The organism is Cyanobacterium sp. Dongsha4 (genome assembly GCF_036345015.1).
Lineage (GTDB): Bacteria > Cyanobacteriota > Cyanobacteriia > Cyanobacteriales > Cyanobacteriaceae > PCC-10605.
This window is the reverse complement of the sequence record NZ_CP084098.1, coordinates 1,323,327-1,348,668: the sequence shown is the minus strand read 5'-3', so window position 1 is coordinate 1,348,668 and position 25,342 is coordinate 1,323,327. Positions and strand designations below refer to the sequence as shown.

The window sequence follows — 25,342 nt, the reverse complement described above, 5'->3', positions numbered from 1 at the left end:
TGATAACGATCAATCAGTATAGCATTGACTTGAGTTCGGAGTTCAGAAATAGTTTTCAGGTTTCAGGTTTCAGGTATTTTTCAGTGTTAATGATACTCTGTTGCCTGTGCGCCTACCCTCGGTGACACCACTTTTTCATCAACTCCTATTTATTATCAATAATATCCATAAGAGATTGATCTAAAGGTATCATTAAGGATTCTTCTGTGGTATCTGGAAGAGTTATAACAGGTTCATTTAAGGCAATGACTAAATTTTCATCGGAATTGATTTGAGAGTCTCTGTTTGCCATTTGTAGTAAAGGAGTCCTATTCCCGTTGAGAACACCTCCAAGGGTAGCTAAAATCACGGCTGCGATCGCACCTCCACCCCAAATATAGGTTTTGCGTCTTCTATTTTCTTGATCAACCCTAGCAAATACTGCTGATGACAATTCTTGAGGGCTATATTCAGGCTGAGGAGTGGGTAAATTTTGAAACTCGTCCCTTAAGTAAAGTAATCGACGATATAGAGACTGTATTTCGGGATCATTGGCTAATAAATCTTGTACTTCTTCTCTTTGTTGAGCTGTAACTTCTCCATCTAAATAGGCACTTAAAAGCTCGAAAGTACATTTATCGGGGGGATAAGAGTGATTAGTCATCATATTTTCTATCTCCGGTTTTTGGTGAGGAATTAATTATTATACTTGATTGTCTAAATAGGGTTTTAGGAGTAATTGCAGTCTATTTCTAGCTCTTGCTATTCTTGATTTTACCGTACCTAGAGAAACTTGGGTAATTTCTGCTATCTCTTCATAACTTAAGCCCTGTATCTCTCTCAACACAATGGTTGTTCTAAAAGTATCTGGCAAAGATGCGATCGCATCCCTTAATTGATCATAAAATTCTACGGTGGTGAGATTCTCTTCAGGTAAAGGCAAATCTGAGGGCAATTCCCAAGAAAACTCATCATCATCAGTGGTAATAGAAGCATCAAGAGAAATAGGAGTAGCAAAACGCTTTTTCTTACGTAACTGATCATAAAATAAATTAGTCGTAATTCTGCCCAACCACCCCTTAAACTTAGTAGGATCTTGTAAAGTATTAATTTTCCGATAAACCTTAATCCAGATTTCCTGAGCCAAATCTCCTCTATCTTGCCAATCAGGGGCTAAATTATAAAGGATTTTATCCACATAGCCTTGATAGCGGCGCAATAATTCCGCAAAGGCTACCCTATCAGGCTGTTTACCCTCCTGACAACGTAAGATTAAATCAGTATTTGATAATTGCTCTATTTTCACTCTTTGTTGTGGAAATGGAATCGATAAATTAGACCAAGATAGGGATATAGATAAAACCATAATATATTCTATATATTCTATGCAGTTTTAACCACAGTTTTATTTTTCTTGACTATCCTTGTCCCGTTTATGTTCCCCTCACCAATTTATTTGCTAAGATTTTTTTTATAATAAATTGTTCAATATAACCTCACCTCAGTTTTTCAGCAAGAATATCGAGTAAAAGCAGGTTTTAGAGGTTGAACAATTTTCAACTCTCATGATTGTGAGCTTTGGGTTTGATGGTTATATTTTTTGAATATTGACTCATTAGTAATTCATATTAAAAATAAGGTGGAGTGTTTTTATGCTTATACAATTTCTTACAAATGATTTCTGATTGCTATATTTTATGAAAATAATATTAAGTTAATATTTTTATATATGAATGATAATTTTAACAACGATGAAAATAAAATAGTAATTTCTGATATAGAATTGGAAACACTAGCAGAACTCAATAAATACATTTCCGAAAGTTTAATTAATCATTATTTAATACTAGAAGAAAGCACGTCTATTCAAAAATTAATCAAAACCTTTCTCCTAGAAGAAAATGTCCTTACCATTGGTAGAAGTGACAAAAATAATATTCAATTATCATCCCTAGAAGTATCTCGCTATCATGCTCATTTAAAAAAGTTCTCTCACCCCGAAACCCACGAAATATATTATGAAATAATAGACGGCAGTATTGAAGGTAAACAAAGTAATAATGGCTTGATTATTAACAGTAAAAAAGTATCGAGAGCAAAACTTAAACATGGGGATATTATAAATATTGGTTCTGAAGTAATTTTTAATTATTTTATTGATCATGAGGGGAAATTTGAAAAGCAAAAAACTACTATCTTAGAACAAAAAAACTTAGTGATAGATACGGTTGCTAATGATGATGAAGAAAAGACAAAAATAATAAAAAACTCAACTATTAGTAGTGGTATTGATCAACTTTTAAAATTTGCTTCTATTGTAAATCTTTCTCCGTATCCAATTATTGAAATTGACACGACAGGTAAAATAAACTTTCTTAATAACTCCGCAAAAATTAACTTTCCTACCCTCCTAAAAGAAAACAAAAATCATCTTATTTTTAAAGACATTTTAGCTATTCCTGAAGATTTAGAAACAGATTTATTTAAAAGAGAAATAAAAATTGATAAGACATACTTTGAGCAGTATGTTCACTATATCAAAGACCAAAAAATTATCAGAACATATCTACTAAATATAACTAGCAGGAAAAAACAACAAGAGAGTATTAAAAAACTTCTTGACTATGATTTAAAAACAAAACTTCCTAACTACAGATTTTTCATCAAAACTCTACAAACAAGTATTCCTAGACATCAAAGAATACAGCAAAATTTTGCTATTATGTTGATTGATATTGACCAAATAGATTTAGGAAAAGATACATTAACTCCTCAAAAAGAGCAGAATATTTATATTTATTGTGCCGATAAATTAAGTAAGTTGTTTAGGGTAGGAGATACGATCGCATATTGGAAAAATTATCAGTTCATAATTTTACTATCAAATATACAAGAAAATAATCAAATTGGTTTAATTTCGCAAAGGGTAATAGATTCTTTAAAAACCCCTTTTGAAAATCAAAATATTAAAACAGAATTAAAAGTTAATATTGGTATTTCAGTTTATCCTTATGATGCAGATAATTCATCAGATTTAATTAGAAAAGCAGATCAAGCCTTAAGTAATAGTAAAAAACTAGGCTCAAATACTTATGCTTTTTTCAGTGCAAAAATTAACTTTGATAATCAGGTTTTTTCTCTACTTAGTAATCACCTTAATAAGGCATTACAGAATCAAGAATTTATTATCTATTACCAACCAATAGTTAACAGAGAACATCAAATTATTGCATTAGAAAGTTTATTACGTTGGCAACATCCCACCAGAGGAATATTATCCCCTGATGAATTTTTAAGTATTGCCGAAAACCAGAAGATTATTAATGACATAACTATCTGGATGATAGAAGATATTATTGCCAAAAAATGCTCATATTCTGAAAGTATTTTTCGAGATATTCCCATTGCAATCAATATTTCTCGCAAACTAATTGAAGACCAAAAATATAGTCAAAAATTTATTAAAATAATAGAAGATAATATAGCTTACACTCACAATCTAATCATAGAAATTAGAGATAATATTTGGTTAGAAAACCCAGAGGGAAAAGTAATTTTAAAAAAACTATTATCTTTAGGTTTAAAAATAGCATTAGATGATTTTGGTCATCAGGATACACTTTTTACAAGTATTAAAAAATTTCCCTTTCACTATTTAAAAATATCTCAAGACTTTGTCAAAAACATCAAAGATAACTATCAAGACAAAGCTATTGTTTCAGCAATTTCTACTATGGCAAAAGGACTTAATATGGAAGTAATTGTCGAAGGCATTGAAAATGAAATACAGTGGATTATTGTTTTAGAGCTAGATTGTCAGTATGCCCAAGGATACTTATTTACTAAAGCGTTACCTTTTGAAGAAATTATGGCTATTTTAGAATATTAAATAATCATCAATAATTAGAGTTTGGAATTAAAGAAAAATGTTTGATTAAAATGAAAATATCTGTCAGCTTGAAGCCTGAAACCTACTTTGACTTAACATACTGAATAATTGCACAACATTAATTACTTAAAACTGATTACTTTTAGCCTGACACCTGACACCTGACATCTGACACCTACTTTTCTCAAAAAAACGGTTTCAGCGAATCCTAATTTTTAACTGATAAACTCTGAATGAGGATGAGTTTGATGCCATCTTTGACGGTAAATAACTTCTAAATCACTACCCGCCTTGCGAAAAATACGCACTTGGTTAAACCAGAATGCCTGAAATAGGCGATAGAAAACCACACTAATAATAGCTACAATTAACCCCATGGCAGTGGAAATTAAAGATTCGCCAATACCTAATGTTACCCCAGTAGTGGAAGCTGTACCCAAATCACTGACAGAAATTGAACCTAGAGAGCGAATTAAACCTAATACAGTACCTAATAATCCTAATAAAGGAGCGAGGGCAATAACACCTTCTAAAATTTTGTCTCCTTTACGCATTAAAGCCAATTCATCATCTGCCCCTGTTTCTAAGGCTAAATGAAATACGTCTGGATCAGGATTGTCCAACTGTAGAGGGGTATTTAAAAATTTACCTAAAGGATGATTACGATAACGGGAGGCGATTTCCCCTGCTTTTCCCCAATTAGTCATTGCCGCATCCATAATACTGTTAAGAATCAACTCTTCTTTAATTAAGACTTTTGACCAAAACCAAATACGCTCTATAATTGTTCCTAGAGCTAGAATCGAGAGAAATAATAAAGGCCAGATGGCAACTCCACCTTTATCGATTAATTCAGCTAAAGTCATTTATTTTTATTCCTTATCTTAAAATCAATATATGTTTTTAATTTACCAATTATTAATTATCACCTAAAGGGTAAGTTAATAATTAAGGTTTGCTGAAAAGTATTTTAATGGTGGCACTTTGTTAAAGTCAGTCAGTATCAAAACGTTTTGCCCTCACCCCCAACCTCTCTCCCACAGGAGAGGAGAGATTTTTTTCTAAACTGAAGTCAATCTTGGTTTTATTTTCACCTAGCTTTTATGTTTCATATAGATTGATGCGAGGAAGACGGTGTTTGAAACTACAGAGAATTTCCCATGAAATTGTACCAATGGCGTTTGCCCAATCATCGGCACTTATGGCTATTTCTCCTTCTTCTCCTAGTAATGTGACTATTTCCCCCACTTCTAAATCAGGAAATGCTGTAACATCTATCATTAATTGATCCATGGTAATATTACCAATTTGAGGAGCTAGTTTACCTTGCAGAATCACGTTCATTTTGTTGGATAATAGACGGGGAATTCCATCAGCGTAACCGATTCCAACAACGGCAATTTTCAAGGGGCGATCGCATCTAAAAGTATGTCCGTAGCTAACTCCTGTATGAGCAGGAATGGTCTTAATTTGAGTAATTCGGGCTTTCACCTCTAAAACTGGTTTCAATGGCACTATATGACGTAAATGGGGAGCAGGATATAATCCATATAAGGCTAATCCAACTCTGACTAAATCATAATGCAAACTGGGATCGCACAGAGTTCCTGCAGAATTGGCTAAATGTAGGCAGGGAATGGAAATATTGGCACTTTTAAGGGCGGAAACTGCTTCTTCAAAACGAGATTGTTGTTGTTTCATCACCGTTGTATCTTCTTCATCGGCGGTGGCAAGATGAGAATAAACGCTTTTGAGTTGTAATTGAGGAAATTGCTGTACATATTTGACAAAATCCACCGCATTATGCCAATGAGTACCTAATCTTGACATTCCTGTGTCTAATTTCAGATGCACTGGTAAAACATGGTTTAAACTCTGCAAAGTATCAGCGAAAACCTGAGCTTGATGTGGACTGCATAAAGTGGCTTCAAGATTATGTTTAACAATTTCTTTGACTTCATCGGCGGTGTTAATTGCCCCTAAAATTAAAATCGGTGCTTCTATTCCTGCTTGTCTTAACTCAATTCCCTCCAGTAAAGTTGCGATCGCAATTGCATCAACTCCAGCTTTGATAACTGTTTGGGCGACTTTAACAGCACCATGACCATAGGCATCCGCTTTGATAACTGTCATGAGCTTTGTGCCTGAATTTAGCCATTGTTTTAACACCTTCACATTGTGGGTTAAGTTGTGATGATTAATGTTAACCCACGCCCGTTGTTGTTGTAGAGGAATCATTCGGTCAATCCTTGTTTCAACGCAAATCTTACTAACTCAGTACGACTATTTGTACCTGTTTTACTAAACAAACGACTAACATATTTTTCCACATTACGGACACTTGTGTCTAAGGTTTTAGCTATTTCTTTATTCATTAATCCCTGTGCTACTAAGTCTAAAACACTTTGCTCTCTGGGAGTTAAATCAATTTTGATGGGAGAGTCCACCGTTGTAAATTTTCCACTACCTTCTAAGCGATCTTTAATATCCTTAACATCTCTTAATAACTCATCTAACTGCACATTGCTAGATCCTTCATTTTCTTTACTATTTCTCCTTTTTGCCAGTAAATTAGCCACAATGGCTTCTAATTCATCAGGATCAAAAGGTTTTGGTAAATAAGCATCACATCCCGCCGTATATCCCTCGATGCGATCGCTTGTCATACCTTTGGCAGTCAAAAACACTACTGGCACATTACTATAACGACTATCTTGACGTAACTGAGCAAGAAACTGTAAGCCGTCAACTTCAGGCATCATAATATCGGAAATAATTAAATCGGGAATATCCTCTTGTATTTTTTCCCACGCTTCTTTTGCATTACTAGCTACTTTCACATCCCAATCATCATTACAACTTAAGTAGGCTTGTACAGACTCTCTTATTCCTGGTTCATCATCTACTAACAAAATTTTTTCCACTTCAGACATAAAATTCAACCCTAACCAAAGACAAACTAACAACTATAATAACCTGAGATTTCCATTAACAATTAAGAAAATAAAAGGGCAATGGTCAAAACGTAAGAGGCAAACCCCCCTTTATCGCCTCTAAATAGCAGGGGTGTTTCACTCTAAAATTTTCTGGTTAAGACAGGGAATACCTGAGTTCGGAGTTCGGAGTTCGGAGTTAAAAGTAATAATTATTGACAAAAAAGCTGAATAAATTGATTTTAAATGAGTTTTTCCTAAATTTAATAATTTTTTATTCCAAAATTGGCTCGATGATAACTCGAGGGCGCTTTATTTTTCGATACTTTTTTCATCGAACTCAGTTGGGGAATAGGCACTCTTGCAATAGTTTTTAATGGTTTATGGTTATAAATTGATAATCTCAACATTTTTAACTACTTCTTAATCCTCAAAGCTCTAAAACCCTATATTCTTTTACTGGCAATAGTTTTAGCGTTTTTGTATTTCTACTTTTAAACAGCCCTGCCCTAATACCCTAATACCCTAATACCCCAATCCAAAAATGAAATCAAAATTATATGGGAAAACGTTTCATGGATTTTGCGGCTTCTTTCGCTGTTTGAATTAAACTAAAATCTAGGCTAGGCACTTGAGGTATCTGCACTAACACATCCACAGTGCGCCTTAAAACTCGAACGATGTCTCCTTCATCAAGGGTTGTATTGTTGCAAATTTCTTCCCAACTAGCCCCTAAACACCATGCTTCGGCTAATCCGATTAAATCTCTTTCTAACCACACGGGCATAGAAATATCTCGTCTTGTTTGTGCCTGATACAATTTGCGACGGATTTCCCATAATTCTGATTCTGGACTATAACTCACATCGTCTATTTTTTGAACCCCTAAAGCGTCTAATACTTCTGGAGATGGTTGATAACTTACCCATGTATCAGAGCGTAATGATTCTGTGGTTAGAGCGGTGATGACTCCTGCAAGGTGATGAGGTGTCAAATAATCTAATCGATGGGATGTTAAAGCTAATCCTAGCCATAATTCGTTTTCTCCCCTAATAGTAGCGGCGGCGATTCCCAAGGCTGTGGGTTGATAGCCTTCTAATGCTCCAAATTCTCTCAATATTTCGATTAAAGCAAGAAATTCTTGCCAATAATAGGAACTATTTGCCTTATAGCGTTGATATTGACTTTGAATTCTGCTTAATTCTTGTTTGAGTTGTTGTCGCTTACGATTGTTTTTGACAATTTGATTGATGTTATCTATTTTATCTAAAGGATGAGATGCGATCGCATTTTCTACTTCTTCGATACGTTGAATTTGATAAATAATTTCTTCGCTAGGGGGTGCACTTTCTTGGGCATATTCGGCAATTAATTGAGAAACCGTTAAAGATTCCTCATCACCCGGATTAATCATCCCTGCCCTAATTTCCGGAGTTTCTGGGAGATATAATTTTTCAATCAAAGAATGGGGTATTCTACCACTGTTAATATCCACCACATCAGTGAAAGAAGCGAGATACCATTTATTATCTTTCCCTAAACAAAGCAAAAATCTTTGATTACCATTAACTACATAGTTAACAAAAACTCCTTGAGTTTCATAGGCATTTTTCTTATGATGACGACTTAAATCAAGAATATTACCAATTTCTAAATCTTCTAATTGGGGAAGAATCGATTTCTGTTTTTGTTGCAACCAATTTCTCTCAAATAATTTGAGTACTTTTTTTTCTTGCTTTCTTCTTTCCTTTAATTTTTCATAAGCTGTAATCTCTTTACTATTAAAGTCCGCTAAACTTATGTCTAATCTAGTTATTTCTGTAGTGTAAGATGCGATCGCATCTTCTTGGGGGGATAACTGAATTTCCGCTAAATACTCTGCAAAACTAAGCTCTAATAACTCCTTTGCTTCCTCAATCGAATGTTTCTGCAATAAATTCAAAACCATGCCGTAACTAGGAGTAAACTGACTGCGTAAAGGTTCAGGAGTTGCTTTTGCCAATTTAGAAGCCACTAAAGCCCCCTCAAAAGGAGTTTGAACTGTCACCACATACCCCACCTTATCCATGCCCCTTCTACCAGCCCTCCCAGCAATTTGCAAGAACTCAGAAGGAGTTAATAAACGGTGTCCATCATCACTACGTTTTTTCAAAGCAGAAATAACCGTTGTTCTCGCAGGCATATTAATACCCGCCGCCAAAGTTGCCGTAGCAAAAACAATTTTAACTAATCCCAATTCAAACAATCTTTCTACTAACTCCTTCCAAGCAGGTAAAATTCCAGCATGATGAGAAGCAATCCCTCTTGTTAAAGGTTCTATTTGATTAGTTCTAGCTACCTCACTATGTTCTGCTAAAAATCTTAATAAACGCTCCTTAAAAATTGGCTTATCAATTAAATAGTCAACTAATGCTTCCCCTGCTTCTTTTTCATTAGCAATAAAATCAATAATCTTGTTATAAGCAATTTCATGTTCTTTTTTAGCAAATTCAATAATCTTAGCCTGTAGTTCTAAATTTTCTATCATGAGAAAATAAAGCAAATAAAGCAATATTTTTCTACTTTCTTCTACTGTAACTAAATTTAGATAACTAAGAGATTCTACGGCTTGATCACAACCCCTACGACTAAAAATTATATAGATAGCCGGGAGCATATTATTATTACTTAATTGTTGCACAATCGTTTTAATACTAGGACAATCCCTTTGACTAAATCTACCTCTTTTATTAGTAGCTAATAACCTTTTTAATTGGGAATTTAACTTAAGATTTTGAGAATTTTTTTCACTGAAAAGAGGAAATAAACCCCGACTATGACTAAAATAAAACTTAAGAGGTACAGGACGAAAATCAGAATTTACTAAAACACACTCACTGATTTTTCCTTGTTGTAAATTCGCTTTACGCACACTATTTATCCATCGACATAAATCTTCAGGATTACCAATAGTTGCTGACAATGCTACTAATTGAATATGAGAAGGGCAGTAAATAATTGATTCTTCCCATACAGTTCCCCTAGACATATCACTGATATAATGACATTCATCCAACACTACTGTTTGCACATCCTGCACAGAAGTCCCTACCTCTCCAATGGGGGTACTGTAAAGCATATTACGGAAAATTTCTGTGGTCATAATAACCACTGGTGCATTAGGATTAATAATCGTATCCCCAGTAATTAAACCAATTTCTGCATAAACTCCTGAATTTTCTAGCCAAGTCTGTCCAAATTTATCCTGAAAATCTCTAAATTTCTGATTAGAAAGGGCTTTTAAAGGAGTCGTATAAAAAACTCTTTTACCATTAGTTAAAGCTCGATAAATCGCATATTCTCCTATCATGGTTTTTCCTGAACCCGTAGGGGCAGTGACGACAACAGACTTATTTTCGTCTAAATAGCTAATAGCTTCCTGTTGAAATTCATCCAATTGATAAGGGAAAATAGTATTAAAATCGAGTTTAATTGAGTTCATATTAGAGTTGATAAAAAGAAGAAATAAAGTGATTATTTTAAAATTTCAATAAATATAACTTTTCCCTCTCTGCCTTTTTAGGTAAAAGTAGATAATGATTAATAAATTTGGGGTATGAGAAAAGCAAGAAGAGCGGTTAGTGATGGGCAGTTAGGGTATTAACAGATCAGATAAAATTAATTAGTAATTAATGATTAGTAATCGGTAATTAAATAATTCCTTTACGGACTATTACTATTCATTCTTTATTCTTAATTGTTAACTGATAATTCATAATTCTAGCGGATTTTTTCGGTTAAGTTACCGATCAATTACTGGTTATTGTTATGATTGAGTAATTCTGGTAAAACTAAGTGATCAAAATTTTCGATGACAAATTGGCTCGAACATAGTGTACAAATAGAAGTAAACGCCCCTATTGACTTGGTTTGGAGTTTATGGTCTGATTTGGAACAGATGCCCCAATGGATGAAATGGATTGATTCTGTTCATATTTTAGCTGATGATCCTGACTTGTCTCGTTGGCGATTAGCTAGTGGTGGGTTTGAATTTAGTTGGTTATCTCGCATCGTTAAATTAGAGAAAAATCAAATTATTCAATGGGAATCCGTTGATGGTTTACCTAATCGGGGGGCAGTGCGTTTTTATGATCGCCATTCTAATAATAGTATTGTTCGTTTGACGGTGGCTTATGCTATACCTGGTATCATCGGCAAATTAATGGATAATCTTTTTCTGGGGCAAGTAGTAGAATCTACTTTGAAGGCGGACTTGGAAAGATTTAAAAATTATATCGAGACAAAGAAAAGTAAATTATCTTGAAATGTGAGCGTAAGACTCCCGTTTAATTTCTCAACTAAAAAATACCCACAGCCCCTCATGTAAGCGAGCCCACAAATAAAGCATTGCGACAGCAATTCCTTACCATTCCCCAAGATATATGTTAAGATAATCAGGTAAGTAAATTAAATAGTTAAATGTTAAAAGCATACAAATATAGAATCTATCCTACTGATGAGCAAAAACTCTTACTCGCTAAGACTTTTGGTTGCTGTCGTTGGTTCTATAACCATAGCTTAAATTTAACTAATGAAACTTACAAAGCAACAGGTAAAGGGTTAAGTCGTAATGAAATCATTAATAAACTACCTGAGTTAAAGAAAGAGAATGAATGGCTAACGGAAGCTCCATCTCAGACTTTACAGCAAGTAGCTTTAGATTTAAGCAGTGCTTTCCTAAATTTCTTTGAGAAACGATGCTCAATTCCTAAATTCAAGAAAAAAGGCAATAAGCAATCAGTTCGATTCCCACAAGGAATTAAACTTGACGGTGATTACTTGACTTTACCTAAATTAAAAAAAGTTTACTGTAAGGTATCTCGTTTGCCAGTCGGTAAACTAAAATCGGTTACGGTATCCATGACTTCATCGGGGAAGTATTTTGCTTCTTGTCTCTATGATGATGGGCAAGACTTACCAGAGCAAAACTCAGAAGGTAAAGCAGTGGGTATTGATTTGGGAGTAAAAGATTTTGCCATTACCAGTGATGGTAGCAAATATGGTAATCCTAATCATTACCGTAAATACGAGCAGAAATTAGCTAAAAAACAAAAACGATTAGCTAAGAAACAGAAAGGTTCTAATAACCGCAATAAAGCAAGAAAGGCAGTTGCTAAAGTACATGAAAAAATAACTAGATGTAGAGAAGATTTTTTACATAAACTAAGTCGTAAATTAGTGGACGAAAACCAAGTCGTATGTGTTGAGAATCTGGCGGTAAAAAACATCGTAGGAAACCACAAGTTAGCTAAATCAATTAGTGATTGTGGTTGGGGGCAATTCTGCACTATGCTGAAATATAAAGCAGAATGGGAAGGGAAATATTACATCGAAGTGGATAGATTCTTTCCTAGTTCCAAAACCTGTAATCACTGCTTACATCAAGTAGATAACTTAAGTTTGGATATTCGTAGTTGGCAATGTCCTAAATGTGGAACAATACATGACAGGGACGTGAATGCGGCGAAAAATATCAGAGATGAAGGTTTACGAATTTTGGCGGTAGGGCATATCGCTTCAGCTTCTGGAGAAAGAGTAAGACCGAGCAAAGGTACTGCTTTTGTAAGGCATCGTTCGGGGAAGGAAGAATCCCTCGTTACATCGCAAGGTTAACGGTGGGAGTTGTCAAAATTTTTGTTATCTTAGGTGAAGACATATAAATTCGTTTCATCAGTCCAAGATAATGATTATGAAAATTGGTCTAAATCTCAAATTCTTCAATGGTTTTGGCAGTTTACTAGGAGGAATGGCTATACGATTAGTCAAGTTCTTCCCTGTATATATTATTGTTTTTATCGCTTACGGAGACAAATTTTTGCCTTCCCCTTTAAACCAGTGGAGTTACAACACCAGAAGCACAATTAATAGTGTGCTAGTTGGTTCTTTTAATGAGGATATTTTACAAAATAATAAATACAATAATAAAAAGAGCGATGAAATACTTAAGCAGATGGAAAATAAGTAGGAAAAATTAGGATTTCTCTCTCTTATTGACTAGAGGTAATTCCTTTTTCTTCTAAGATACGAATAAAATATTCTTCCAAGGAGTCACGGCTTAGATTCATGGATATTAACTCGGCGGAAATACTTTTAACATAATGGATAAATTCTTGTTGATTACCTGTTAATTCTCCCGATATAAAATTATTTTCCTGTTTGATGTGGGTTAGCCATTGATTCCAGTCGATGTTATTTTCTCCTTGTTTAAGGACAACATGATAGCTTTTTTTCGTGCCTAAAATTTCGTCTAAAGAACCTACTTTCAGTAATTCCCCTCTTGCTAAGATGGCGATGCGATCGCATATTTTTTCCACATCAGATAAAACATGGGAATTGAAAAAAATAGTTTTACCCTGTTCTTTTAAAGAGAGTATAATTTGCCTAACCTGATAACGTCCTAAAGGATCTAAACCAGACATTGGCTCATCAAAAAAGACTATTTCAGGATCATTAATTAAGGCTTGAGCCATACCTACCCTTTGCATCATTCCTTTAGAATACTGTCTTAATTGTTTTTTCTGGGCTGTTTGTTTGGCTAATCCTACCAAATCCAATAATTGTAAAATTTTCTGCTTTTGTTGTGATTTAGGAATTTTAAATAAATCGGCGATAAAACTAAGAAATTCCCACGCAGTCAGAAAATCATAATAGTAAGCATTTTCTGGGAGATAACCTAATCTTTGCTTTACCTGTCTATCTCCAAGGGGTTTACCTAATAATAATGCTTTACCAGAAGTTGGTCTAATAATCCCTAAAAGAGTTTTTAAAAGAGTCGTCTTTCCCGCACCATTAGGACCTAATAAACCAAAGGTTTCTCCCTTATAAACCTTGAGAGTACAATCATTGAGAGAAGGTACTTTTTTATTCATCCAAAAACCTGTTACATATACCTTGCTTAACTTATAGGTTTCAACCACAGCAAGGTTTTGTGTGTCATTATTGTCCGATAGGTTTGCAGTAGCAATCATTGTTATCTCTATCTCAATAATTAAAAATAATTAAAATAGTCCAAGGGAAACTGTTATGCAATTTAATTATAATCAGATTTGCGCCTGATTTTGATATTCTTTTCATTGCTAAGGTGGTGAAAATACCTTACCTTTTTAAATCAAGACTGGCTTATGATAAAAATAGATACTAATAAATATTTCGTTTAATTATGGAAAATAACGATTGGTTAAAACAAATATTAATGATAGGTGTTGGTACTACATCCCTAGCCGCTGAAAAAATTAAAGAAGTAAGCGAACAATGGGTTAAAGAAGGAAAAATCAACCCTGATCAAGCAAAAAACATGGTTGATGATATTATGAAACAAATTCAGTCAGATCAAGGCAACTTACAAGCCCAAATGGAAAGACAAATTCGCAATGTTTTACAGGATTTAGGAGTATCTCGTCAGTCGGAAGTAGATGAATTAAGGGGAAGAATCGATCGCCTTGAGCGTCAAGTTAGAGAGTTAGAGAATAAGTTATGGCGTTAGTAGCTATGTAAGTTTACATTTGATTACTTATTTATCTAGGCACTATAAAATTGAAACAATCTGAGTAATTTTATTCATTGACTGTTTAGGGGCATTAAAATTGATTATTTTCTCGTAGTTAGTTAAATTTCGTGAGATTACTACTAACATGGGGAAAAATATTCTTGATCAGAAAAAGCAGAATTTCATAATAAGGGAGTAAGAAAAATGAAACGTACTGCGATTATTGTCTTTTCAGTTGTTCCTGCAATTGTGGCGGTGATGTTGCCAGATGTTTGTGCCATGATTAAACCAACACAACCATTATCGGGTCAAATTGAGACTTCTGGGCAATTAATAGGGATGAAAATGCCAATGTTTGTTTCTGGAGAACATCCCACCAGTGGTAGTGTATCTGTTGTAAAAGAAGGAGAAAACGAATATATTGAATTTGGAGAAGATTTTAAAACCGATTCAGGACCCGATCTTTTCGTCATTTTACACAAGAATAAAGATGTAATCGGTACAACCAAGGCACCAACACACAGTATTAAAGAAGGTGATTATGTTACTTTAGAACCTCTCAAAAAAGTTAAAGGTAAACAACGTTATAAAATTCCTTCTGAGATAAATTTAGAAAATTATAAATCCGTAGCCATTTGGTGTCGTCAATTCAATGCAACCTTTGGGGCGGCTACACTTCCTTAATAAGGGTCAGTGGTTGGGCAAGAGGGAGGTTTCAGGTGGCAGATTTTTGGCTTCCCTTAATTGTTTTTGTTTTTTCGATTCTAAATAAAATGATATGGTTTGGTTTGTCAACTTTTAGTTATCAATCATGAATTTAAAATACTTATTGTCAACCATTAATGATCACAAAGTTTTAAAAATCTATCGACTGATCATCTGAGATTCCCATAAAATATACTATTGTTCCATAGACAATAAAAACAAAGTATAAAAATAATGTATTTATTAATTCCGGCGGCGGGAATGGGAAAAAGAATGGGGAGTTCTCGTAATAAACTATTGTTAGAGTTAAAAGGAAAACCTTTACTTGCATGGACTTTAATTTCTGCCGACAAAGCAGAAAGTATCGAATGGATAGGTATTATGGGGCAACCCTATGATTTTCCAATATTTGAAGAAATTATTAGCAAAATTAAACCCTGTAAACCAATTCAACTTATAAAGGGAGGGGATACTCGTCAAGAATCTGTCTATAACGGTTTACAAGCGTTGCCAGAAAAAGCGGAAAAAGTCTTAATTCATGATGGTGCTAGATGTTTAGCAACTCCAGATTTATTTAATCGTTGTGCTGAAGTTTTACAACAATGTCAGGGTTTAATTGCCGCTATCCCTGTAAAAGATACTATAAAAATAGTTGACTCAAATTTATTGATTACTGACACTCCCACCAGAGATAATCTTTGGGCGGCACAAACTCCCCAAGGTTTTGATGTTAAACTCTTAAAAGAATGTCACGATCGCGGCTTAAAATTAGGATGGCAAGTTACTGATGATGCCGCTTTATTAGAAAAATGTGGTTTTCCTGTGCGCATAGTCTCAGGAGAAGAAACCAACTTAAAAGTTACAACCCCCATAGATTTAACTATTGCTGAATTTATACTAAATCAAAGGGCAATAATTTGAGTTCGGAGAGTTCACTACGCTCATATACTTCTTTTTCCCTCAACTTAAGGATTAACCGCAGTATATAACCATTGATTATTGTCTTGTAAAGTATATAAATGTCGATTTTGAGGATTACCTCTCAATTCTAAGTAATCAACTTTGTCAGGATTTAATAACAATAAACAAAAATTTTCGGGGGGGTTTTTCTCATCAATGATAGGGATTTGTTCTTCTTTTTCTGTCTCTATTTTTTCCTCTCCGGGGGTATCCCAATAAAATTGTTCTTTTCCATTTTTACTTAAATTATTCCATGTGTGTTGACGGGCTTTTTGCCAAGTCAAATTATCATTATTTTCTATTACTAAATCTATCTTTCCTCTAATTCTAAACTGCTCTCTAGTTTTAGCAAAATACCAACAAATTTCCGCTATGGGATTAGTTTGTAAATGGCTATATTTTTCACTTCTAGTGTCAGTAATGATTTGTATAATATTACTATTTTCTAGGAAACCTCGGAACACAACGGTTCTATTGGTGGGATAACCTTCTTTTGTGATGGTTGCTAGTTGTATATATTTACTAAAAACTTGTGAGCGATTCTTATGTAGTGCTTTTTGAAGATGCGATGCCGAAGGCACAGCTACGCTGCCCGCCATTTTGCCGTTATTTCCATTCGTTGAATTAGATTATTTTTAATTTGTTTAATTAAGATAATAAAAAGTTAAATTTTAGTCTTTATTTTTGAAAAAATTACGAAACTAAATTATGATTAATTAAATCTTGCTTTGCAATTATAAAAGATTAGGTTTCTCTTTGGCAAGAAGAATAAATTAGAAAATCTTTGTAAAATTTAATAAAAAGTTAACAATATTCAAAAAAGTTATCAAAACTTGAAAAAATAAACAGAAATAATTGAGTTAAAATCAAGGTGAAATCAATCACTTTAGTTGTAATTAAGATAAAGAATTATCGCTCAAAGTACCTAGACATCTTCAGAGAAAATATTAGGAGAAAAAATGCCTACACAAACAACTTTCATGCCACCGATTTGCGGTTCAGAAGCAAGGATATTATCTATAGTCAATCATCAAGATCCTATTTTTTTACCCCATTCCAATATCAATCCTCATCAAATTAAGTCTGCTTTTGCCTGTGCTTTACATATGCACCAACCAACTATTCCTGCAGGTCATGATGGCAGTCTGATTTGTAACTTACAACATATGTTTGAGCATCAAGGAGAAGGAGATAATCACAACGCTGGTACTTTTGCTTGGTGCTATAGTCGCATGGGGGATTTTATCCCTGAATTAGTGGGCAATGGTTGCAGTCCAAGAATTATGCTGGATTACTCAGGTAATTTGCTATGGGGGTTTCAACAAATGAATCGTAATGACATCATTGATAACCTGAAAAAAATTACTTGTGATCCCCACTATAATCGTTATGTAGAATGGTTAGGGACAATGTGGTCTCACGCCGTTGCACCTTCTACTCCTATTCCTGATCTTAAATTGCAAATTTTGGCTTGGCAACATCATTTTGCTTCTATTTTCGGGGATGATGCTTTAAGAAGAGTTAAGGGTTTCTCTCCTCCAGAAATGCACTTACCGAATCATCCTGACACTGCTTATGAATATATTAAAGCCCTGAAAGATTGTGGTTATCGTTGGTTGTTAGTACAGGAGCATTCTGTAGAACGTCCAGAAGGAGGCGGTTTATATCATGATGATAAATATTTACCTAATCGCTTAGTGGCGAAAAATTCTAGGGGTGAAAGCGTTAGTATTATTGCTTTAATTAAAACTCAAGGGTCTGACACTAAGTTAGTAGCACAAATGCAACCTTTCTATGAAGCTAAGGGTAGAGGCAAACAAAATATTGGTGATATTTCTGTTCCTTCTTGTGTTTCCCAGATTGCTGACGGTGAAAACGGTGGAGTCATGATGAATGAGTTTCCCGGAGGTTATCATCCTGTGTGGTATCAAATTAAAGATAGCGGCGAAGGCGTTGTTGGTTTAAACGGCACGGAATATATTGAATTAGTAGAGTCTTTAGGGGTAAAAGAAGAAGATTTCCCCGTCTGTCAACCCGTTGGACAACACAAAATCTGGAATGCTATTGGCGATGATATTTCCCCTGAATCTGTCAAAAATGCGATCGCACATCTGCAAGAAAATGATCATCAATTCCACATGGATGGTGCGTCATGGACTAATGATTTGAGTTGGGTTAAAGGCTATGAAAATGTTTTAGAACCCATGAATAAATTAAGTGCAATGTTCCATCAAAAATTCGATCGCGCTGTTGCTGAAGATCCAAGCGTAACTCAAAGACACGACTATCAAGAGGCGTTACTATACACCATGTTAGTAGAAACCAGTTGTTTCCGTTATTGGGGACAGGGTACATGGACTGATTATGCCCGTGAATTATATCGTCGTGGGGAAGAGTTTTGTAAATAAACAGTTAAATTAACCTCAGTTATTCAATAAGAATATTGGGTTTAGGAAGGTGTTAGGTATTAGGTTTAGCAGAGCAATTTAAGCAAGATAACCTTGAATTAAAGATTCTATCTCCTCGATTTCAAAGGCTTTAGCTAAAGTTAAAATTTTATTAGTAAAGGGTATATATCGAGAATCAGATTCACTGATAGATTTTGCAATCTCTACTAATTTTGTAAGTAAACCATCTTGGGCAAGAGTTAACAGGGTTTGCAAGTCTTTTTCGGGGGGAATAATTACTTCCTTGGCAGTAGAAGCCGATGAAGGATTTACAGACCTATATTGCCAAGTTAATTTTAAATGTTTGCTTAATAATTCTAGTAGTTTTTCTGCATCTACGGGTTTAGGTAAAAAATCATCTCCCCCAATATTGAGACTCATTTGTCTATCCGCATCAGATACAGAGGCAGAGGAAACAATTATTTTCAATTCTTGCAGTTGTGGATTTTGTTTAATTTTTTTGATTAACTCATAGCCATTCATCACGGGCATAACAATATCAGTAATCATTAAATCGATGCTATGGTTTTTAATAATATTCAATGCTTCTTCTCCATTGATAGCTTCTCTGATATTAAAGCCAATGGGTTCAAGTAAATTAACCAAAACTGAACGATTTTCCCAACGATCATCAACTACTAAAATAGTAAAAGTATTTTCTTGATAACCAATGATTTGAGCTTTATCTTGAATGAATAAATCTTGTCCCCAATTCTGAGAAACAGGACAATTAATAGTGAAAGAAAAACTACTTCCTTCTCCTAGTTTACTTTTAACCTTGATATTACTATCCATCAAATGGACGATTTTTTGAGTAATTGCCAATCCTAATCCTGTACCTTCTGCATAGCGATTTTTATCTTTACCTACTTGTTCAAAGGCTTGAAATATTTGTATTAAATCTTCCTCTGCAATACCTATACCTGTGTCTGCTATCTCAAATTTAATCTGACAATCTGTATTTTTTTGTCTTTTATCTTGAATGAGGGGATTATTTTCTTCTTGTTTAGGGTTTTCAATGTGTTCTAGTTTTTTATTCACTAATACATTAAATGTAACTCCGCCTTCATCGGTAAATTTAATGGCATTGTTAAGTAAATTAATTAAAACTTGTCTTAGACGTTTTTCATCAGCTACGATCGCATCTGGTAAAGAAGGATCATAATTGAAAATAAAATCAAGACCTTTTTTGTCTGAACGTACTCGCACAATATCAACGACTCCTTTAAGAAAAGAAGGAAGATGAATAACTGTGGTATTTAACTCAAATTTTTGGGCTTCAATTTTTGCTAAATCTAATATATCGTTGATTAAAGTCAATAAATGAGTACCACATTGGTAGATAATATCAACACCATTACGCTCTTTTTCTGGGATAAAGGGAGAACGATTAAGGATTTGTGCATAACCAAGAATGCCGTTTAAAGGAGTCCGCAATTCATGACTCATGTTTGCTAAAAAATCACTTTTTGCCTGATTAGCTTTATCCGCTTCTTCTTTGGCAACAATTAGTTCTCTTGTTCTATGATGAATTCTTCTTTCCAAATCCTGATTGAGAAGTTGTAATTGTTCTTCGGCTTCATGTCTGGCAATAATTCCTCCAATACTACCTGCGATCGCCCTTAAAGTCGCAATTTCTATTTCCTGCCAATTTTGTTCTTGATGGCAGTCGTCAAAGCCAACAAATCCCCAAAAATTTTCTTTAATTAAAATCGGTACAAGTAAGATAGAAATAATCCCTTGGGGTTCAAGAATTTGTTTTTCTTCTTCGGGAAAATCTCGCACATTACCTGCGATCGCACCTCCCTGACTGAGTATTTCATATATACGGGGAAGAATATCCTGAAAAGGAAAATTGTATAAATCGGGGTTATTCATTTGGGAAACAATGCCTTCAGCTACCCACTCCCATAATTGACTACAAGCGGAACTTTGAGTATCAGGGTGAGAATGTATATAAAAAATATAGATGCGATCGACTTCTGTTGCTTCTCCCAGAGTTGCCAACGCCTCATTAATACCCTCAGAATAATCCGCCATCGTTAGCAGATAATTAGTCGCATCTGCCACCCCTTTTAATAAACGTTCAACCCGAAGCAAGTTTTTTTTCATATATATATATTACCAAAGGGAAAAAAATATCCATTACACGACTTGTATCTTGTGGGATACAATCAATATATGACAATTAATGAAATTATTGTTAAAAAATTACAAACCGTGGATTACGAATTTATTTTAGTCGATACCAAAATATGATTGTTATTCTTCTCTTAGGGGGAGATAAAAATTCGCAAAGTAAAGACATACAAAAATCGATTAATCTTTGGAAGGAATATAAAAATAAAATTGAAAAACATTTCAGAAACATTTGAAAATGATTTACAAAATCCAAATTTTGTTATCGGCTATTTAGAATTATGTTTAAATGAGGGATTACCTACTTTTCTGATGGCATTAAGGGAAGTAATTCAAGCGAATGGAGGTATGAGTTCTATTGCTGAAAAAACAGATTTAGGTAGGGAAAGTTTATATAAAACTCTTTCCGAATCGGGGAATCCTCAGTTCGCAACCATTGATAAAATTCTTCATAGTTTAGGCTTAAGACTTTCCATTCGGCATCTTTGATAACAAGTAATACTGGGTGGTTTCTGAGAGTTATTAAGCTAAGTACTTTGTCTAAATATATCCCCATGACTCCTAAATCCTTAATTCATTACTCCTCACCTCATGACTTTGCTAACACCCCTGAAAATAGGTACGGAAAACTACACTACCTGAAAATAGCCACTTTCCCTCAATATAGAGAAAGAAATAAGCAATTGAGTAAATTTATCTATTTTTTATTCACAATCTTAGTTGTTTGCTTTTATAGATAGAAATTAACTTATAGTAAAACGGAGTTATTATTTATGGGAAAAGTTGTAGGTATAGATTTAGGAACGACTAACTCTTGTGTGGCAGTAATGGAAGGTGGTAAGCCCGTTGTTATTGCTAACGCTGAAGGTTTTAGAACCACTCCCTCTGTGGTTGCCTATGCCAAAAATGGCGATCGCCTCGTGGGTCAAATTGCTAAACGTCAAGGGGTAATGAACCCTGAAAATACCTTCTACTCAGTAAAACGTTTCATCGGTAGAAGATTTGACGAAGTTACCAACGAAACCACCGAAGTATCTTATAAAGTATTAAACGTAAATGGAAACGTGAAGTTGGATTGTCCCTCTCAGAGTAAACAATTCGCTCCCGAAGAAATCTCCGCCCAAGTATTACGCAAACTCATAGAAGACGCTAGTAAATATTTAGGCGAACCCGTCAAAGAAGCTGTTATTACAGTACCTGCTTACTTTAATGACTCTCAACGTCAAGCTACCAAAGACGCAGGTAAAATCGCAGGTATCGAAGTAAAACGTATCATCAACGAACCTACCGCCGCATCTCTTGCTTACGGTTTAGACAAGAAAAGTAATGAAACCATTTTAGTATTCGACTTAGGTGGTGGTACATTTGACGTATCTGTTTTAGAAGTTGGCGATGGAGTATTTGAAGTATTAGCAACCTCTGGTGATACGCACCTTGGTGGTGATGACTTTGATAAAAAAATCGTTGATTACTTAGCCGAAGACTTTAAAGGAAAAGAAGGCATTGATTTACGCAAAGACAAACAGGCTTTACAACGTTTAACTGAAGCGGCGGAAAAAGCAAAAATAGAACTCTCTAGCGTTTCTCAGGCTGATATTAACTTACCCTTTATCACCGCTACCCAAGAAGGACCTAAACACTTAGAATTAACCTTAACTAGAGCTAAATTCGAGGAGTTATGTTCTGATTTAATCGATCGCTGTGCTATTCCTGTAGAACAAGCTCTTAAAGATGCGAAACTAAGTGCGAACGATATTGATGAAGTAGTGTTAGTTGGTGGTTCTACCCGTATTCCTGCCGTTAAAGAAGTTGTTAAAAAAGTTCTAGGAAAAGAACCCAATCAAACCGTTAACCCTGATGAAGTGGTTGCAGTTGGCGCGGCAATTCAAGGAGGCGTATTAGCAGGGGAAGTAAAAGATATTCTCTTATTAGACGTAACTCCTTTATCTTTAGGGGTGGAAACCCTCGGCGGTGTGATGACCAAAATTATCCCCAGAAACACCACCATCCCCACCAAAAAATCCGAAACCTTCTCCACTGCTGTTGATGGTCAAACCAATGTAGAGATTCATGTATTACAAGGTGAGCGTGAATTTTCCAAAGATAACAAGAGTTTGGGAACTTTCCGCTTAGACGGTATTCCTCCTGCACCCCGTGGCATTCCTCAAATTGAAGTTACCTTCGACATTGATGCTAACGGTATTTTAAACGTAACTGCAAAAGACAAAGGTACTGGTAAAGAACAATCTATCAGTATTACAGGAGCTTCTACCTTACCTGACACAGAAGTCGATCGCATGGTTAAAGAAGCGGAAGCCAATGCGGCGGCGGACAAAGAAAGACGAGAGAAAATCGAGCGTAAAAACCAAGCTGATTCTTTAGTCTATCAAGCAGAAAAACAACTCAATGAATTAGGGGATAAAGTTTCTGCCGATGATAAAGCCAAAGCGGAAGGCTTAATCAAAGACTTAAAAGAAGCAGTAGGTCAAGATGATGATGAGAAAATCAAAACTGTAATGCCTGAGTTACAACAAACTCTCTATACCATCGGTAGTAATGTTTATCAACAAGCGGGTGGTGCTACTCCCGGGGCTGATGCTACTGGAGGCACTAACGATTCTGATAACAACGATGGCGGAGATGACGTTATCGATGCAGAATTTTCCGAAACTAAATAAACCAGAGTTAGGAGTTAGGAGTTAGGGGTTCAGAGTTAAGATGTCTTAATATAAACTTGTAGGGGTTGAATATTATTCAACCCTTAATGTTTTTAGAACTTTCAATCAACTCGAAGTAATTTTGTTGTTGCGAATTACAAAACAGCTTCAAATACAAAAAATTAGAATTTACCAACTTTAAGCCTAAAATTGTAGAGGGGTACAGAAAAGTCGTTCTTTTTTATATAATAACTACATTAATATTCATTTTTGGTTTAATGGGAGTTTTTTTCCGATGAAGCAAAAAAAAGATGATTCCCCCTTAGATATTATTCTTGATGCTATTTTTGATTTATTTAAAGCCGCATTTGGTAAAAAAAATGAAAATAAGCCTTCTCAATATTTTTTATATGGGTTTTTGTTTTTAATTATTGCTTTAGCTATTAACTATTTCTTTTCTATATTTTTAGGAATATTTACAGTTCAAGAAAATTTAAACTCAAGTCTTAATAATATACTTTCCTTGTTAAAAATTATCATTTGGATTATTAATGCGATTTTTATTGGATCTGGATTAATGTGTTTTTATAGGGGATTAACTAAAAAATAAACAGAAGAAGAATATAAAAATGGTTTACGTCAATCAATTATCAACTCCTGTATGGTTACAGACTGTAAAGTGGATTTTGAATCCTCCTGAATATATGAGTCAGGCAGTCAAAGAGTATCAAGATTTATTTACTGCTCAAATTACTGGGTTTGGTAATAATATTTTATTTGTTAATCATCCAGATGCCATACAGCAAATATTAACGAATGATCGTCAAACCTTTTTTGCTGACGGTGAGTTAAACACGGTACTTACTCCTATTGTGGGTTATTCTTCTTTACTTTCCTTGGATGGGAAAAGACACAAACGAGAAAGAAAATTGATGATGCCTCCCTTTCACGGCGATCGCATGATCTATTATGGTAATTCGGTGCAGGAGATAGTTAATAATTTATTTAGTAAGTTTGAAACTAATGATATTTTTATCACTAGGGAAACCATGCAGGAAGTTTCATTACAAGTAATACTTAAGGTGGTTTTTGGACTTACAGAAGGCGATCGCTTCTTGGAAATGGCACAATTAATCAAAGATATTTTAGACCGCTTCAACCAGCCAATTAATATTAGTTTCCTATTTTATGAATGGCTACGGAAAGACTTGGGAAAATGGAGTCCTTGGGGTAGTTTTCTCAGAACCAAAAAAAGATTAGATGATTTAATTTACCGTGAAATAGAAGAGAGAAGAAAAGAAAAAAACTCAGAAAGAATAGATATGTTATCCCTGCTTTTAGAAGCGAAAGACGAAAATGGAGAAGGATTAACCAACCAAGAATTAAGAGACGAATTAATGTTAATTCTGTTTGCAGGACATGAAACTACTGCGATCGCAATGTCATGGGCATTGTATTGGATTTACTATTATCCAGAAGTAAAAGAAAAACTCCTACAAGAATTAAACGCCTTAGCCCCAGATAGTGACGGTACGACCATTTATAAACAACCCTATCTTACTGCCGTTTGTAATGAAACACTACGAATCTATCCAGTGGCAATGTTAACTTTTCCCCGAGTAGCAACCGAAGATGTGCAAATATTAGGGCAAACAGTCAAAAAAGGAACAATAGTGACAGGGTGCATTTATTTAACCCATCAACGAGAAGACTTATATCCCAATCCCAATCAATTTCAACCAGAAAGATTTTTAAACCGACAATATTCCCCTTATGAGTTTTTACCTTTTGGAGGAGGGGTGCGCCGTTGTCTAGGAGAGGCATTAGCTACCTATGAGATGCGCTTAGTAGTGGCTAAAATACTGCGAGAGTATGATTTGGAGTTAGTCACAAAAAAAGCCGTAAAACCCCGTCGTCGTGGAGTAGTTTTAAGCCCTGAAGGAGGCATTCCCATGAAATTTTTAGGTCATAAATAACCTCGGTTCGGTTTAAGAATATCGGATAAGGGTTCGGAGTTCGGAGTTCGGAGTTCAGAGTTTTTAATTTTTAATTTTTAATTATCAACTATTCACTATTCACTATTCACTATTTACCTTTGCCCTTTGCCT

Annotated in this window: 21 protein-coding genes; 12 read left to right on the top strand and 9 right to left on the bottom strand. The window is 34.7% G+C overall.

The genetic code is table 11. From position 1 onward, the window contains the following. Positions 1–145 precede the first annotated feature (145 nt). A complete protein-coding gene (locus Dongsha4_RS05670) occupies positions 146–646 on the bottom strand; it encodes a hypothetical protein (protein WP_330204748.1) in 501 nt (166 codons plus the stop codon). Positions 647–682: 36 nt separating this feature from the next. Then, positions 683–1,345 carry a sigma-70 family RNA polymerase sigma factor gene (locus Dongsha4_RS05665; protein ID WP_155082809.1) on the bottom strand — a complete coding sequence of 221 codons (663 nt, stop codon included), beginning with the start codon at positions 1,343–1,345 and terminating at the stop codon, positions 683–685. Positions 1,346–1,708: 363 nt separating this feature from the next. On the opposite strand from Dongsha4_RS05665, the gene Dongsha4_RS05660 reads away from it, so the two are divergent. Beyond that, positions 1,709–3,868, top strand: coding sequence for an EAL domain-containing protein (locus Dongsha4_RS05660; protein WP_330204747.1), 2,160 nt, complete (start codon positions 1,709–1,711; stop codon positions 3,866–3,868). A 215-nt stretch (positions 3,869–4,083) separates the two neighbouring features. Here Dongsha4_RS05660 and Dongsha4_RS05655 read toward each other — a convergent pair whose 3' ends face one another. The 4 genes from Dongsha4_RS05655 to Dongsha4_RS05640 form a co-directional block, all read right to left on the bottom strand. Continuing rightward, the gene (locus Dongsha4_RS05655) at positions 4,084–4,734 is read right to left on the bottom strand and encodes a MotA/TolQ/ExbB proton channel family protein (RefSeq protein WP_330204746.1); all 651 of its coding nucleotides are present in this window, start codon (positions 4,732–4,734) and stop codon (positions 4,084–4,086) included. Between the two features lie 235 nt (positions 4,735–4,969). After that, on the bottom strand, positions 4,970–6,106 hold the full coding sequence (alr, locus tag Dongsha4_RS05650) for an alanine racemase (protein ID WP_330204745.1): 1,137 nt from the start codon (positions 6,104–6,106) through the stop codon (positions 4,970–4,972). Next, on the bottom strand, positions 6,103–6,801 hold the full coding sequence (locus Dongsha4_RS05645; RefSeq protein WP_330204744.1) for a response regulator transcription factor: 699 nt from the start codon (positions 6,799–6,801) through the stop codon (positions 6,103–6,105). Before Dongsha4_RS05645 ends, alr begins: the two co-directional genes overlap by 4 nt. A gap of 556 nt (positions 6,802–7,357) precedes the next feature. Then, on the bottom strand, positions 7,358–10,282 hold the full coding sequence (locus tag Dongsha4_RS05640) for a DEAD/DEAH box helicase (protein WP_330204743.1): 2,925 nt from the start codon (positions 10,280–10,282) through the stop codon (positions 7,358–7,360). A gap of 369 nt (positions 10,283–10,651) precedes the next feature. Here Dongsha4_RS05640 and Dongsha4_RS05635 point away from each other — a divergent pair, with 369 nt between their 5' ends. The 3 genes from Dongsha4_RS05635 to Dongsha4_RS05625 all read left to right on the top strand — a co-directional run bounded on the left by Dongsha4_RS05635 (position 10,652) and on the right by Dongsha4_RS05625 (position 12,805). Continuing rightward, positions 10,652–11,104: an SRPBCC family protein gene (locus Dongsha4_RS05635; RefSeq protein WP_330204742.1), complete on the top strand. Its 453-nt coding sequence runs from the start codon at positions 10,652–10,654 to the stop codon at positions 11,102–11,104. Between the two features lie 155 nt (positions 11,105–11,259). Continuing rightward, on the top strand, positions 11,260–12,453 hold the full coding sequence (gene tnpB, locus Dongsha4_RS05630; protein ID WP_330204741.1) for an IS200/IS605 family element RNA-guided endonuclease TnpB: 1,194 nt from the start codon (positions 11,260–11,262) through the stop codon (positions 12,451–12,453). Positions 12,454–12,529: 76 nt separating this feature from the next. Then, positions 12,530–12,805, top strand: coding sequence for a hypothetical protein (locus Dongsha4_RS05625; RefSeq protein WP_330204740.1), 276 nt, complete (start codon positions 12,530–12,532; stop codon positions 12,803–12,805). Positions 12,806–12,827: 22 nt separating this feature from the next. Here the strand turns inward: Dongsha4_RS05625 and Dongsha4_RS05620 are convergent, their stop codons facing one another. Beyond that, a complete protein-coding gene (locus Dongsha4_RS05620) occupies positions 12,828–13,808 on the bottom strand; it encodes an ABC transporter ATP-binding protein (protein WP_330204739.1) in 981 nt (326 codons plus the stop codon). Positions 13,809–13,999: 191 nt separating this feature from the next. Between Dongsha4_RS05620 and Dongsha4_RS05615 the strand changes: the two genes are divergently transcribed. The 3 genes from Dongsha4_RS05615 to ispD all read left to right on the top strand — a co-directional run bounded on the left by Dongsha4_RS05615 (position 14,000) and on the right by ispD (position 15,952). Further along, positions 14,000–14,323, top strand: coding sequence for a phasin family protein (locus Dongsha4_RS05615; protein WP_015219300.1), 324 nt, complete (start codon positions 14,000–14,002; stop codon positions 14,321–14,323). A gap of 207 nt (positions 14,324–14,530) precedes the next feature. Continuing rightward, positions 14,531–15,010: a DM13 domain-containing protein gene (locus Dongsha4_RS05610; protein WP_330204738.1), complete on the top strand. Its 480-nt coding sequence runs from the start codon at positions 14,531–14,533 to the stop codon at positions 15,008–15,010. Positions 15,011–15,265: 255 nt separating this feature from the next. Then, positions 15,266–15,952: a 2-C-methyl-D-erythritol 4-phosphate cytidylyltransferase gene (gene ispD, locus Dongsha4_RS05605; protein ID WP_330204737.1), complete on the top strand. Its 687-nt coding sequence runs from the start codon at positions 15,266–15,268 to the stop codon at positions 15,950–15,952. Positions 15,953–15,996: 44 nt separating this feature from the next. Here ispD and Dongsha4_RS05600 read toward each other — a convergent pair whose 3' ends face one another. Beyond that, positions 15,997–16,590, bottom strand: a complete 594-nt coding sequence (locus Dongsha4_RS05600) for an Npun_F5749 family FMN-dependent PPOX-type flavoprotein (RefSeq protein WP_330204736.1) — start codon at positions 16,588–16,590, stop codon at positions 15,997–15,999. A gap of 360 nt (positions 16,591–16,950) precedes the next feature. Between Dongsha4_RS05600 and Dongsha4_RS05595 the strand changes: the two genes are divergently transcribed. Continuing rightward, a complete protein-coding gene (locus tag Dongsha4_RS05595) occupies positions 16,951–18,399 on the top strand; it encodes a glycosyl hydrolase family 57 (protein WP_330204735.1) in 1,449 nt (482 codons plus the stop codon). Between the two features lie 78 nt (positions 18,400–18,477). Here the strand turns inward: Dongsha4_RS05595 and Dongsha4_RS05590 are convergent, their stop codons facing one another. Further along, positions 18,478–20,550 carry a response regulator gene (locus tag Dongsha4_RS05590; protein ID WP_330204734.1) on the bottom strand — a complete coding sequence of 691 codons (2,073 nt, stop codon included), beginning with the start codon at positions 20,548–20,550 and terminating at the stop codon, positions 18,478–18,480. Between the two features lie 237 nt (positions 20,551–20,787). Between Dongsha4_RS05590 and Dongsha4_RS05585 the strand changes: the two genes are divergently transcribed. The 4 genes from Dongsha4_RS05585 (at position 20,788) to Dongsha4_RS05570 (ending at position 25,210) form a co-directional block, all read left to right on the top strand. Next, the gene (locus Dongsha4_RS05585) at positions 20,788–21,066 is read left to right on the top strand and encodes an addiction module antidote protein (protein WP_330204733.1); all 279 of its coding nucleotides are present in this window, start codon (positions 20,788–20,790) and stop codon (positions 21,064–21,066) included. Positions 21,067–21,350: 284 nt separating this feature from the next. Continuing rightward, positions 21,351–23,255: a molecular chaperone DnaK gene (dnaK, locus tag Dongsha4_RS05580; RefSeq protein ID WP_330204732.1), complete on the top strand. Its 1,905-nt coding sequence runs from the start codon at positions 21,351–21,353 to the stop codon at positions 23,253–23,255. 274 nt (positions 23,256–23,529) lie between these two features. Continuing rightward, positions 23,530–23,844, top strand: a complete 315-nt coding sequence (locus Dongsha4_RS05575) for a hypothetical protein (protein WP_330204731.1) — start codon at positions 23,530–23,532, stop codon at positions 23,842–23,844. 19 nt (positions 23,845–23,863) lie between these two features. Next, positions 23,864–25,210, top strand: a complete 1,347-nt coding sequence (locus tag Dongsha4_RS05570; RefSeq protein ID WP_330204730.1) for a cytochrome P450 — start codon at positions 23,864–23,866, stop codon at positions 25,208–25,210. The last annotated feature ends 132 nt before the right edge of the window (positions 25,211–25,342 follow it).

Coding starts and splice junctions, on each gene's coding strand:
- Dongsha4_RS05595 (WP_330204735.1), top strand. CDS start 16,951: ATGCCTACACAAACAACTTTCATGCCACCGATTTGCGGTTCAGAAGCA.
- Dongsha4_RS05610 (WP_330204738.1), top strand. CDS start 14,531: ATGAAACGTACTGCGATTATTGTCTTTTCAGTTGTTCCTGCAATTGTG.
- Dongsha4_RS05620 (WP_330204739.1), bottom strand. CDS start 13,808: ATGATTGCTACTGCAAACCTATCGGACAATAATGACACACAAAACCTT.
- Dongsha4_RS05590 (WP_330204734.1), bottom strand. CDS start 20,550: ATGAAAAAAAACTTGCTTCGGGTTGAACGTTTATTAAAAGGGGTGGCA.
- dnaK (WP_330204732.1), top strand. CDS start 21,351: ATGGGAAAAGTTGTAGGTATAGATTTAGGAACGACTAACTCTTGTGTG.
- Dongsha4_RS05670 (WP_330204748.1), bottom strand. CDS start 646: ATGATGACTAATCACTCTTATCCCCCCGATAAATGTACTTTCGAGCTT.
- Dongsha4_RS05635 (WP_330204742.1), top strand. CDS start 10,652: ATGACAAATTGGCTCGAACATAGTGTACAAATAGAAGTAAACGCCCCT.
- ispD (WP_330204737.1), top strand. CDS start 15,266: ATGTATTTATTAATTCCGGCGGCGGGAATGGGAAAAAGAATGGGGAGT.
- Dongsha4_RS05615 (WP_015219300.1), top strand. CDS start 14,000: ATGGAAAATAACGATTGGTTAAAACAAATATTAATGATAGGTGTTGGT.
- Dongsha4_RS05625 (WP_330204740.1), top strand. CDS start 12,530: ATGAAAATTGGTCTAAATCTCAAATTCTTCAATGGTTTTGGCAGTTTA.
- Dongsha4_RS05570 (WP_330204730.1), top strand. CDS start 23,864: ATGGTTTACGTCAATCAATTATCAACTCCTGTATGGTTACAGACTGTA.
- Dongsha4_RS05640 (WP_330204743.1), bottom strand. CDS start 10,282: ATGAACTCAATTAAACTCGATTTTAATACTATTTTCCCTTATCAATTG.
- Dongsha4_RS05575 (WP_330204731.1), top strand. CDS start 23,530: ATGAAGCAAAAAAAAGATGATTCCCCCTTAGATATTATTCTTGATGCT.
- Dongsha4_RS05660 (WP_330204747.1), top strand. CDS start 1,709: ATGAATGATAATTTTAACAACGATGAAAATAAAATAGTAATTTCTGAT.
- Dongsha4_RS05655 (WP_330204746.1), bottom strand. CDS start 4,734: ATGACTTTAGCTGAATTAATCGATAAAGGTGGAGTTGCCATCTGGCCT.
- tnpB (WP_330204741.1), top strand. CDS start 11,260: ATGTTAAAAGCATACAAATATAGAATCTATCCTACTGATGAGCAAAAA.
- alr (WP_330204745.1), bottom strand. CDS start 6,106: ATGATTCCTCTACAACAACAACGGGCGTGGGTTAACATTAATCATCAC.
- Dongsha4_RS05645 (WP_330204744.1), bottom strand. CDS start 6,801: ATGTCTGAAGTGGAAAAAATTTTGTTAGTAGATGATGAACCAGGAATA.
- Dongsha4_RS05600 (WP_330204736.1), bottom strand. CDS start 16,590: ATGGCGGGCAGCGTAGCTGTGCCTTCGGCATCGCATCTTCAAAAAGCA.
- Dongsha4_RS05665 (WP_155082809.1), bottom strand. CDS start 1,345: ATGGTTTTATCTATATCCCTATCTTGGTCTAATTTATCGATTCCATTT.